General features: G+C 64.7%; 10 protein-coding genes. All 10 read right to left on the bottom strand.

What is annotated here, in order from left to right; genetic code table 11:
* Positions 1–957, bottom strand: coding sequence for a glycosyltransferase family 2 protein (locus ACFOKF_RS18405; protein WP_380797502.1), 957 nt, complete (start codon positions 955–957; stop codon positions 1–3).
* The gene (locus tag ACFOKF_RS18400) at positions 954–2,042 is read right to left on the bottom strand and encodes a hypothetical protein (RefSeq protein ID WP_380797501.1); all 1,089 of its coding nucleotides are present in this window, start codon (positions 2,040–2,042) and stop codon (positions 954–956) included. Before ACFOKF_RS18400 ends, ACFOKF_RS18405 begins: the two co-directional genes overlap by 4 nt.
* Complete coding sequence (locus tag ACFOKF_RS18395; protein ID WP_380797500.1) at positions 2,042–4,039, bottom strand: SLBB domain-containing protein; 1,998 nt, start codon at positions 4,037–4,039, stop codon at positions 2,042–2,044. Before ACFOKF_RS18395 ends, ACFOKF_RS18400 begins: the two co-directional genes overlap by 1 nt.
* A gap of 86 nt (positions 4,040–4,125) precedes the next feature.
* Positions 4,126–5,082: an NAD-dependent epimerase/dehydratase family protein gene (locus ACFOKF_RS18390; protein WP_380797498.1), complete on the bottom strand. Its 957-nt coding sequence runs from the start codon at positions 5,080–5,082 to the stop codon at positions 4,126–4,128.
* On the bottom strand, positions 5,075–5,752 hold the full coding sequence (locus ACFOKF_RS18385; protein WP_380797496.1) for an HAD family hydrolase: 678 nt from the start codon (positions 5,750–5,752) through the stop codon (positions 5,075–5,077). The genes ACFOKF_RS18390 and ACFOKF_RS18385 overlap by 8 nt, the downstream gene beginning before the upstream one ends.
* A complete protein-coding gene (locus ACFOKF_RS18380; RefSeq protein ID WP_380797494.1) occupies positions 5,734–7,593 on the bottom strand; it encodes a thiamine pyrophosphate-binding protein in 1,860 nt (619 codons plus the stop codon). The genes ACFOKF_RS18385 and ACFOKF_RS18380 overlap by 19 nt, the downstream gene beginning before the upstream one ends.
* A gap of 6 nt (positions 7,594–7,599) precedes the next feature.
* On the bottom strand, positions 7,600–8,400 hold the full coding sequence (locus ACFOKF_RS18375; RefSeq protein WP_380797492.1) for an aldolase/citrate lyase family protein: 801 nt from the start codon (positions 8,398–8,400) through the stop codon (positions 7,600–7,602).
* A 34-nt stretch (positions 8,401–8,434) separates the two neighbouring features.
* Complete coding sequence (gene rfbH / locus ACFOKF_RS18370; RefSeq protein ID WP_380797490.1) at positions 8,435–9,796, bottom strand: lipopolysaccharide biosynthesis protein RfbH; 1,362 nt, start codon at positions 9,794–9,796, stop codon at positions 8,435–8,437.
* Complete coding sequence (gene rfbG, locus ACFOKF_RS18365; RefSeq protein ID WP_380797489.1) at positions 9,797–10,876, bottom strand: CDP-glucose 4,6-dehydratase; 1,080 nt, start codon at positions 10,874–10,876, stop codon at positions 9,797–9,799.
* Positions 10,870–11,637, bottom strand: coding sequence for a glucose-1-phosphate cytidylyltransferase (rfbF, locus tag ACFOKF_RS18360; protein WP_380797487.1), 768 nt, complete (start codon positions 11,635–11,637; stop codon positions 10,870–10,872). The genes rfbG and rfbF overlap by 7 nt, the downstream gene beginning before the upstream one ends.
* Positions 11,638–11,671: the final 34 nt, after the last annotated feature.

The raw sequence follows: 11,671 nt of genomic DNA, 5'->3' as shown, positions 1-11,671 counted from the left end.
TCAATAGTCCGCCGGGAAGTTGATGCGTTCGCGCTCCAGCACCAGCGGCGTGCGCCGGGTCCGCTCCGACACGATCCGCAGATTGTCGCCCAGCAGCCCCAGGAAACCGAACAGCATCGCCAGTTCCGCCTGCACCACCGCCGCAATGAACCAGCCCGCGATGGGCTTGCCCAGGAAGAAGGCGGCAGTGCCGCCCACCAGCATCAGCAGCGTCATGATCGCGCCGAAGACGCCGATATAGAGGGGCAGGCGCAGCAGGCGCTTGGACGATCCCGCCAGCGCCGACATGGCGAAGTCGAGCAGGGCGAAGAAATTATTCTTTGACTTGCCCGCCGCACGCGGTGGTCGCGGATAGGACAGGGTTTCCAGCCGATAGCCGGTTTCCACCAGCATGCCGCGGAAAAAGGGTTCCGGTTCCGCCAGCATCCGCGTGGCGTCCACCACGCGGGCGTCATACAGGCCAAAGCCGGTGGCGTTGGGGATGATTGGATAGTCGCCGAAATTGCGGGCGAGCCAGTAGGACAGGCGGCGGAACACGCCCAGCACCGGCCCGGTCGCCTTTTCCGCTTCCCGTACGCCCAGGATGATGTCCACGCCAGCGCGCCAGCGTTCGACAAAATGGGGCAGCAAGGCCGGCGGATCCTGAAAATCGGCGCACATGCCCACCACGGCGCGGCCGCGCGCCTGATAGATGCCGTGCGTCGGGCTGCGCATCTGGCCGAAATTGCGGCTGTTGACGATCAGCCGGGTGCGCGGGTCGCGTGCGCAAATGTCCCGGATGATGTCTACCGTCCGGTCGGTGGAATCATTGTCGATGAAGATGATGTCGAAATCGATCCCGATCGGCGCCAGCTGCTCGGTCACCGCAGCATGGATGGCTGCGGCATTGTCTTCCTCATTATAGCAAGGGATGACGACCGACAGGTCGGGCCGCTTGCTCCCCCCCTGATCGCTCATGCGGCTTTCGCTCCGTCCAGCGGCGGCCGGATCAGATAGACTTCGATCGTCAGGCCCAGCAGCAGGACAAGGATCGCGCCGATCAGCGCCAGCCAGTTATATTGCCGCTGGGAATCGATATAGGCCGGCTCCAGGATGCGGATATTGGCGGTCGAGGTCAGATTTTCGACCGACGTGCCCTGCAAATAGCGCTTGTAATTGTCATACAGCCCCTGGGCGAGGTCCAGGTCGCGGCGCAGCCTGTCGGCCTGCGTCGATTGCTGGACGACTTGTCCCACCGAGCTTTGCTGCTGCGGCGAAACCGACCGCGCCTCGGTCAATTGCCGCTGGAGCGCCTCCATCTCGGCCAGTCGCTGGCGAACGGAGAAATTGTCGTCGGTGGCGAACTGGCGGGCGGCATTGAGTTCGACATCCTTGGCGCGGATCAGCGCCTCCAGTTCGGGGATGCGATCGCCCGCGGCATAGATGGCCGCCTGCGGGCTGCTGTAGCGGGTCTTGAGGCGGAAGGAGTCATAGGCTGCCTGCGCCTTGGCCAGCCGTTCGTTGGATTCGTCCACCAGCCGCAGCAGGATGTCGCGCTTGTAGGATGTCTGCGTGCGCGAAATGGTGGCCAGCTGCGCCCGGACCGCCTCGCCATAGGCGCGGACGATATCCATCGCCAGACTGGCGTCCTTCAGCTTCACCTCAAACTCGATGATGCCGCCGCGCAACACCGCGACATCGACTTTCCGGTCGAGCCAGCGATGCGTTTCCACCGGCGTCAGGCCCAGCCGCTTGTCCAGCTTCAGCTTCTGCATGACGACCTCGCGCACATTATCGCTGTGCGCCACCTTCATGCTGACTTCTACGGCGGCCTGATTGCCGAACACGCTGCCCACTGCACCCAGCTGGCCCAACGTGCCGCTCAGGCCCAGGCTTGCGGGGTCGGTCGGCGTCAGGCTGGACGCCACCCGATATTTTTCCGGGAAGAAGGTCAGGACCGCGAAAATCGCGATCAGGATGACCACAACGGTGCGACGCAACGCGGCGTTGCGCACCAGCGGGGCATGAGCGATCATGCCGACGATGCTCCGACGCGGGGTCATCAGTTGATCGCTGCGATGGCGGCGGCGGTCAGGCCGAACTGCGCCACGATCTGGGCGATGTCGCGCACCTTGGCCCAGGCCGAAGAGGACTGGGTCTTGATCGGCACGAACACCGTGTCGCCCGGCAATACCTGCGCGTTCATGCCGCCGCGGCTGCGGGTCAGGACCGATCCGTTGGCGCGCACGACGAAGATATTGCCCTTGTCCGCGCCCCGGATCGGGCCGCCGGCCTGTTCGACATAATCCTTCACGCGCAGCGGCTTGCCGCCGTCCAGCAGGAAGGAGGCGGGGCGATAGACCGCGCCGAACACGCCCACCGTCTTCACCAGCGGCGGGATGACGATGCGGTCGTTATTTTCCACCAGCAAGCTGCCCGGCAGCGATGCCGACTGCGGTTGCAGGTCCAGCACCAGCCGGCCATCCGGCTCCTTCTGGCGCAGCCGGTCGAGGAAGGTGCGGGCCGATGCGATCTGCGTCTGCCGGTCGCCGCTATCGCCCCCCAGCCGGGTGCCGGTCAGCGGCGCGGCCGCCAGCGACACTTCCATCTGCTCCACGGCCTCCAGGAAGCTGCGGCGCTGCTGCGACCGCACCGATTCCCGGAAGAAGCGGGTGCCATAGACGGACGCGCGCGGCGTCAGGCCGCCGGCCATTTCCAGCACCTGCGACAGCGGCGTGTTGGGCGGCACATAATAGTTGCCCGGCTTGTTCACCTCGCCCTCGATCCGCACGATCGCCTGCTGCTTGTCCAGCGACCGGGCCAGCGTGCCCTGCGGCAGGATCTGGACGATGTCGCCGCCTTCCGCCTTTTCGGCATTGGCCAGCGCACGGTCGATCTGGCGGCTGCCCACGCTGTCCTGATCGTCCAGACGATAGAGGATCAGGCGCGACGCGTCGGCCACATTGGTCGGCCCGCCGGCCAGCGCCAGCACATCGGCCAGATTTTCGCCTTCGCGGGTTTCGTAGATCGCCTCTTCATTGACGCTGCCGATCACCGCGACCTGCTTGCCCACCGGGGGGATGAACAGCACATCTTCATTCTGCAGCAGCGGATCGAGCGAACGGTCGCCCTTGCGCAGCAGCTGGTAGAGATCGAAGTCCGCGACTTCCGCGCCATTGCGATACAGCTTGACCGACCGGAAGCTGCCGCCGGCCGAAGGGCCGCCTGCGGCCAGCACGGCATTGACCAGCGTCGACAGGCTGTTGATCGAATAGGCGCCCGGATTATTCGCAAAGCCGGTCACATAGACGCGGACGCCGCGCAGCCGCTTCACGCTGACCGACACGTCATAGCCGCGATATTGGCGGCCGATGGCGACCGCAAGACGATCCTTGAGGTCGCGATAGCGCACGCCGATCAGGCTGATGGACCCGACATTGGGCAGGAAGATGCGGCCGTCCCGGTCGATTTCGGCGTCAACGCTGCCCTCGATCGATCCGGTCAGCGCGATCGACACCGTATCGCCGACATTCAGCGCATAGTCGGGCGGAATGGTCGCCGTCGCCGGCACGGCAAAGTCCCGCGCGCTGGCGATCAGCAGGTCCGACCCATAGCGCTTGAGCTTGCGCCCGGTGACGTCCTTCACCCAGGTTTCGAACTCGCCGGGCGTGGCCGGGCGCTTGACCTGAAGATTGTCGACATCCAGCAGGCCGTTCTGGCCGACGCGCTGGCCATAGCCCGGCATGGTCAGATTGGTGCCGTTCGTATCGCTGGTGGACGAACCGCCCACCGATACCGGCTGGTAGGCGTCGCTGGTGGTGGTCGCCGTGCTTTGCGTGGTCGCGCTGCTGCTCTGGCCGGTGCGGCCATATTGGCCGTCCGACGCGGTGCTCTGGCCCGTGCCATAGGGATCGACCGGCGATCCGCGCGGAATGGCGCTCGGGTCAATGGCCTGCGCGGCGAGCGGAGTGGCTGACAACAGGGCCGCGATCGACGCGGACGCGGTCAAATGGCGCAGTCCGGTCAGCAAGGCGGCAGAGCGAACAGTCGTACCCATCATCAACTTCCGTTTCCTTATAAATCTCAGTGCGCCGCTTGGGCGCGCCCCTATCATGGGCCTCGGGTGGAGGCCAGTTTCTGTGCGCGTCAGCCGGTGGATTCGCGCATATAGTCGGCCGTCTCGGCGATTTGCCGGTCCAGCGGAACCGCCTCTATGCCTTCCCGCGCCAGCAACTGCGCATAGGTCGCGGCGTCGCCGACATAGCGGTCCGCCACCGGATCGGTCACGCCGGCCCGGCTGACCGATCCTGCGCCCAGCGTCTGCGCCACGGCCTGCGCCACGGCTTCCAGTTCCAGTTCCTGCCCGCCGGTGTCGAACCGCGTGACGCCGCCACCGGTCTCCCCGCCCGTCTGCGCCATCAGCGCGAAGACCAGCGACATCAGTTCCCGAATGGCGACATAGGCGCGGAACACCTGGCGCGGCGCGCGCACCTCGATCGTCCGGTCGTTCAGCACGTCCAGGATGAAATTGGCGATGGCATAGGCATTATGCTTGTTGATGTAGGGGCCGGTGATGTTGAAGATCCGGCCGATCACGGCGCGTCGGCCGCTCTCCTGCGCCCAGGCGGCGAAGCGCGCCTCATCGTCCAGCTTCATCTGGCCATACAGGCGCATCGCCGGGCTGGCGAGCGGGTCTGACGCCTTGGTTGCGGCCCCCGATGAGGCGACGAACAGCGCCTCGACCGGCAGCGTGCGCGCCGCGTCCAGCACGGTGGCGCTGATCGCGTCGTTGACCGCGCGATAGTCCGCTTCGCTCATCGCTTCCGCCCGGTCCTTGGTCTGGAAGGCGAAATGGAGCAGCCAGACGGCATCGGCCTTCAGCAACGGCAGATCGGTCAGCGGCAATTGTGGAACTTGCCGGCCGCTGCGCAGCGTCAATGTCCGCGCGGCGCTGCCATAGCAGGAAACGCGCTGCGTCAGATCGTCGCCCAACGCCTGTTCCAGCAGGTCCAGCGTCGCTAGGCCGATCCATCCGCCCGCGCCGGCGATGGCGATATGCTGTCTGCCCTGCGCGATCAGCCGGGCGATCGCGGGTTCAAGCATGGTCCTGCATCGTCCGCGCGGCGATGGCGGTCGTCAGCGAAGGGAAGCAGTCAAAGCTCTCTCCCGCTTCCGGCGCCCAGAAAGGTTCGGCATAGCCATAGGTCATGAAACAGAAAGCCATGCCGGCCGCACGCGCGACGTCATGGTCCAGATCGCTGTCGCCGACATAGACGCACTGTTCGGGCGCACAGCCCAGCCGGTCCGACACGGCGGTCAGCAGGTCGGGCGCGGGCTTTGGCAGCAGGCCGGGTTGCCCGCCCACCACGACGCGGAAATAGGGGGCCAGCCCCGTATCCTCCAGCACCTTTTCGCACAGGCCCTGCGGCTTGTTGGAACAGATCGCCAGTTCCAGCCCCATGCCGTGCAGTTGCGCCAGACACTCCGCCACGCCGGGATACAGGCTGTCCGCAGGCGTCGGCAGCGCCGAATAGCGGGCGCGAAAATCGGTCAGGTCCGCGTCTGGATCGACGCCGGCCGGGCCGAGCAGGGCCGACACCATGTCGCGTCCGCCCCGGCTCATATGCTGGCGCGCGCCGACCGGGTCGATTGCATGCGCGACGCCCCGTTCCGCGATCATCGTCGACAGGATCGACACGCATACGCCGCAACTGTCGACCAGCGTGCCGTCCAGATCGAAGATGACGTAACGGATCAAGACGCGATCCCGCACGGCTCCATCGCCTCGGCCAGTTCGTCACGCGGCAGGAAGGGCGACAGGTCTTCCAGCGTGGGAGACACCATGGTCCCGTCCTCCAGCCGGCGTGAAGACAGTTTGGGCGCGAATTCCTGCCTTTTGTCGATCATCACCTCGCACAGTTGCGGCCCTTCGGCGTCCAGCGTCGCGCGGATCGCCGCGGACAGGTCGCCATGGGTCGCGACATTGCGCGACGCCAGACCAAAGCCGCTTGCCAGCTTCGCGAAATCGGGGAAGCTCAGGCCGCTGTCCGGGCCGCAACCGACGATATTGTCGGGGAAGTGGTTCTGCTGCGACTGGCGAATCGAATGATAACCGTCATTGTTGAGGACGAAGATCTTCACCGGCAGCGCCTGCCCGACGATGGTCTGCAATTCCTGAAGGTTCATCATGATGCTGCCGTCGCCGGCCAGACAGATGATGCGGCGGCCGCCGGCGGCATGGAAGGCGCCGATCGCGGCGGGCAGGTCGTACCCCATCGAGGCGCAGCCCGAATTGGTATAGAGCCGCTGGCCCGGTTTCAGGTTCGCCGCCTGGAACATGGTGACGCAGGCCGTGCCGTCGCCCGACACGATGATGTCGTCCTCCTCCAGTTCGTTGAACAGCAATTCGCCGAACACATAAGGGTTGATGACGCCCTGGGTTTCCCAATATTCCGGCAGCACCACCGGATAGCGGGCCGCGCGCTCGCGGCTGCGCGCCAGGAAAGCGGCGCGCGCGTCGGCCTGATCGGCGTCGGGCAGCGGCAGCGCGGCGGCGGCGGCAAAGAAGGCGCGCAGGTCGGCGTGCACCGGGCGGTGCAGGCTCAGCGTCGGCTTGTCCAGTTCGGCCCGGTCGATCTCGACCATGGCGACCTTCGCATTGCGGGCAAAGCTCTGCCAGTTATAGCTGATCTGGCGGATGTTCAGGCGCGATCCCAGCACCAGCACATAGTCCGCCGTCTGCACCGCGAAATTGCCGCCGCGATCGCCGACCGTGCCGGGGCGCCCGATATAGAGCGGATGGCTGTTGGGGATGGCGTCATGCGCGTTCCAGCCGGTGACGACGGGGATTCCCAGCCGTTCGACAAAGGACAGGAACTGGTCATGCTGCCCGGAAATGCGGACGCCAGCGCCGGCCAGCACCACCGGGCGCTGCGCGGCGCACAGTTCGGCCAGCAGCGCCTCGACCTCGGCGGTCAGCGCATCGCCTTCCAGCAGGTTCAGTTCGGCCTGATTGTTCGCCGCTTCATTCGCATCCTCGTCCAGGCTGGCGGGATCGAACGGCTCCAGCGCGTCGAAATCGACCGGCGCGGCCTGCACGTCGATCGGCACGTCGATCCACACCGGGCCGGGGCGGCCGCGGCGGCACAGGTGGAGCGCCTTTTCCACCACCTTGCGCGCATCCAGCGGATCGTTCAGCACGACGGCATATTTGGTGATGCCGCGCACCATCGACACGATGTCGACTTCCTGATCGCCCAGCTGGCGCAGGGGCAGGGGGTAATTGGGGGCGCAGGTTTCGCGCTTCACCTGCCCCGACACCACGACCATGCCGATGGAATCGACATAGGCGCCATAGACGCCGTTCAGCGCATTGACGCCGCCCGGCCCCGTGGTGACGTTCACCGCCGCCGGCCGCCCGGACAGGCGGCAATAGCTTTCGGCGGCGATCGCAGCGGCCTGTTCATGATGGGTGAAGACCTTCTTCAACCCCTTCTCGCGCCCGAACGCATCGTTCAGGTGCATGGCCCCGCCGCCGGTCAGCATGAAGCAATCGGTGATGCCATGCTCAACCAGCAGGCGGGCGATCAGGTCCGCTACGCGCATTTTCGTCATGTCAGGTCAGGCTGCCTTCTTGGCCGCGGTCGTCTGGCGCGCTTCCATCATGGCGATGCGCGCTTCGTCTTCGGCCGAAATGCCGCGATAATAGTCGCGCTTGTTCTTCAGCCAGAGCAGTTCGAACTCGATCGCCAGCTCCATGCCGGCTTCGGCCGTGCCATTTTCCAGAACCGCGCCGTCGAAGATCACCTTGCGGGTTTCGAAACGGTCCAGGCGACGCTTGCGCGCGCCGCTCAGCAGCGGCACCGACGCGGGGCTGACGCCGCCGCCGACGACCAGCTCCAGGTTCCGGTCGCGGCAGACATCGGCCACGGCGTTGACATAGCCGGCCATGTCGTCGCTGTTCACGAAATCACGCGTATGGCCCATAGATCCGGCGAAATCGACGCGGCCAAAGACCATGCCGACGCCGCCCTGCTGCGCCACTTCGCCCATTTCGGCGAGCTGGTCGAAGGTCTGGCGGGTTTCGACGTTGAACAGGAAGCTGACATCGGCCTGTTCGTCGGCCGGATAGACCTTGTTCTTCGCATCGACGAACTTCTTGAGCGCATAGGGCGTCTCGACCATCGGCGCGATGATATAGTCGACGCCATAGAGGCGGCATTCGATCAGGTCGCGAATGGCTTCGCAGCCGCCGATCTTGATGGCGACCTTCACGCCGGCGCGGCGGGCGATTTCCAGCAGGCGCAGCAGTTCGTCGACGCGCGTGCCTTCCGCTTCGAACTCGGCCTTGACCGCCAGGACGCCGTAATTGGCCTTTGCCTCTTCCAGGATGGCCAGCATCCGCTTTTCATGCTTGTTCACTTCGATTCTCCCGAAAATTCTTCGCGCGCGCGTCTCAGGCGCGCTTGTGCAGGAACGCGCCGAGCATTTCGGCCATATAGTCGAGGTGATCCGGGGTAAGGCCCGGATAGAGACCGATCCAGAAGGTGTTGGTCGTCACCAGATCCGCATTGGTCAGGTCGCCCACGACCCGGTAATTGCGACCCTTCATATAGGGCTGGCGGAGCAGATTGCCGCCAAACAACAGCCGCGTCCCGATCTTCTTGTCGTTGAGGTAGCGGACCAGCTCCTCGCGGTTGATATTGGCTTCGGGCCGGATGGTGATCGGGAAGCCGAACCAGGACGGCTCGCTGTTGGGCGTCGCCTCCGGCAGGATCAGCATGTCCTCATATTGCCGCAGCCGTTCGGTCAGCCCCGCAAAGTTGCGCGCGCGCGCGCCGATGAAGCCTTCCAGATGGCCCAGCTGCGCCAGGCCGACGGCGGCCTGCATGTCGGTGATCTTCAGATTATAGCCGGCATGACCATAGGTATATTTATGGTCATACCCCATCGGCAGAGACCCCAGCTTGCGTCCGAAACGCTTGCCGCAGGTATCGTCCATGCCCGGCGCGCACCAGCAGTCCCGGCCCCAGTCGCGCATCGATTCGATGACGCGCTTCAGGCGCGGCTTGTCGGTGAAGACGGCGCCGCCTTCGCCCATGGTGATGTGGTGGGCGGGGTAGAAGCTCAACGTGCCGATATGGCCGAACGTGCCCACGCCCTTGCCGTCATAGGTCGCGCCCAGCGCGTCGCAGCAATCTTCCACGACCCAGAGATTATATTTCTCTGCAACGCGCATCACTTCGGCCAGGTCGAACGGGTTGCCCAGCGTGTGCGCGATCATGATCGCGCGGGTCTTGTCGCTGACCGCCGCCTCGATCATGTCGGGCTTCACATTATAGGTCGGAATGTCGACGTCGACAAAGACCGGCGTCAGCCCATATTGCAGTGAGGGATTGACCGTCGTGGGGAATCCGGTGGCAACCGTGATGACCTCATCGCCCGCTTTCAGCGCATCGCCGCGGAAATAATGCGACGTCAGCGTGGAAAGCGCCAGCAGGTTGGCCGACGATCCGCTGTTGGTCGTCAGCGCATGGGCGACGCCCAGCCGCTTGGCCAGCTTTTCCTCGAATTCCGTATTGAAGCGCCCCGTCGTCAGCCAGAAATCCAGCGAGGAATCGACCAGGTTGCGCATGTCGGTCTCGTCATAGACCTTGCCCGACACCGGAACGGGACTTTCACCGGGGATGAAGGTCTTGGGCGCATGGAAGCGCCGCGCATATTCGCCCGTGAGGTCGAGGATGAGCGCGCGCAGCTGCGCCTCATCACAGTCATCGGCCAGCATAGCCGGATTGGCCACGGCCTGTTCAACAGTCATTTACCCATTCTCCCCCGATAGGGCGTTATCAAGTTGCTTACGATAGGCGTCCAGCTGTGCAAAGGATACTTGCGCAGCGTCGCCGCCATTTGCGACATGCTGATGCCAGGCGACGATATAATCCAGCGCTTCGCGTAGACGAAGTGCCGGCCGCCAGCCCAGTTCGTTCCGCGCCTTGGAACAATCCAGCTTCAATATCTTGGCTTCATGCGGCTGCGCCTGCGGCTCGGTATGCCAGGCGGGGCCGCCCCAGCCGGCGCACATGCGGTCCGCGATCCAGTCCACCGGACGGGTGTCGTCGTCGGCCGGGCCGAAATTCCATCCCGTCGCCATCGCCGCATTGCCGTCCGCCAGTTGCTGCGCGATCAGCAGATAGCCGCCCAGCGCCTCCAGCACATGCTGCCAGGGGCGCACGGATGCGGGCGACCGGATGAAGGGCGATTCCCCGGCGATCAGCGCGCGCACGATGTCCGGGATCAGCCGGTCCGCCGCCCAGTCGCCGCCGCCAATGACATTGCCCGCGCGCACCGACGCCAGCAACGGACCGCCGTCGCTGAAGAAGCTGCGCCGGTAGGAAGCGATCACAATCTCCGCCGCGCCCTTGCTGGCGCTATAGGGATCATGCCCGCCCATCGGGTCGCTTTCGCGATAGGGCCACACCCATTCGCGATTTTCATAGCATTTGTCGCTGGTGACGCAGACGATCGCCTTCAGGTCGGCGGCGCGGCGGCAGGCGTCCAGCACATGGGCCGTGCCCTGCACATTGGTCGCGAAGGTTTCGGTCGGACAGGCGTAGGACAGGCGCACCAGCGGCTGGGCGGCCAGGTGGAACAGGATGTCCGGCTTCGCTTCCGCAACGGCGGCTTCCACGGCCGCCATGTCGCGAATATCGCCTTCCTTGTGGGTGACGAGATCGGCGACGCCGGCCTGCCGGAACAGGCTTACGTCCTCTGCGGGCAGGGAAAAGCCCGTGACGTCCGCGCCCATGCGCGTCAGCCACATCGCCAGCCAGCTGCCCTTGAACCCGGTATGGCCCGTCAGGAAGACGCGGCGGCCCTGCCAGAAATCATTTCTTACCATGATTTCCACGGCGCGCCCGCGCTCCACAGCTTTTCCAGATGCTGCTTGTCGCGCAGCGTGTCCATCGGCTGCCAGAAGCCCTCATGGCGATAGGCGGCCAGGTCGCCCGCCGTGGCCAGGCGTTCCAGCGGCTCCTGTTCCCAGATGGTGTCCGGCGCGTCGATCAGGTCGATCACCGACGGATCGAGCACGAAGAAACCGCCGTTGATCAGGCCGCCGTCGCCAGCCGGCTTTTCCTTGAAGCTGCGCACCAGATCCCCTTCAAACTCCAGCGCGCCAAAGCGCCCCGGAGGAGAAACGGCGGTGATGGTCGCTTTCCGTCCATGTTTCTTGTGAAAGGCCAGCTGGGCGGAAATATCGATGTCGGCAACGCCGTCACCATAGGTGAAGTAGAAGGGCTGGTCCGGCTCCAGATAGCGGCGCACCGCCTTCAGTCGTCCGCCCGTCATCGCTTCCGTGCCGGTTTCCACCAGAGTGATGCGCCACGGCTCGCTCCAGTTTTCGTGGATTTCCATGCTGTTCTTGGCAAGGTCGATCGTCACGTCGGCGGTATGCAGGAAGTAGTTGGCGAAAAACTCCTTGATCATATAGCCTTTGTAACCAAGGCAGATCACAAAATCCTTCACCCCATGGCTGGCATATATCTTCATGATATGCCACAAAATGGGCATCCCGCCGATTTCTACCATAGGCTTGGGACGGACGGATGTTTCTTCGCCAAGGCGCGTGCCAAGGCCGCCAGCAAGAATGACTGTCTTCACGCTTACGCTATTCCGTTCGATTACTTATTGTTTC

The organism is Sphingobium rhizovicinum (assembly GCF_042647625.1).
Lineage (GTDB): Bacteria > Pseudomonadota > Alphaproteobacteria > Sphingomonadales > Sphingomonadaceae > Sphingobium > Sphingobium rhizovicinum.
The sequence above is the reverse complement of the archived record's forward strand: the minus strand, read 5'-3'. Positions and strand labels throughout refer to the sequence as shown.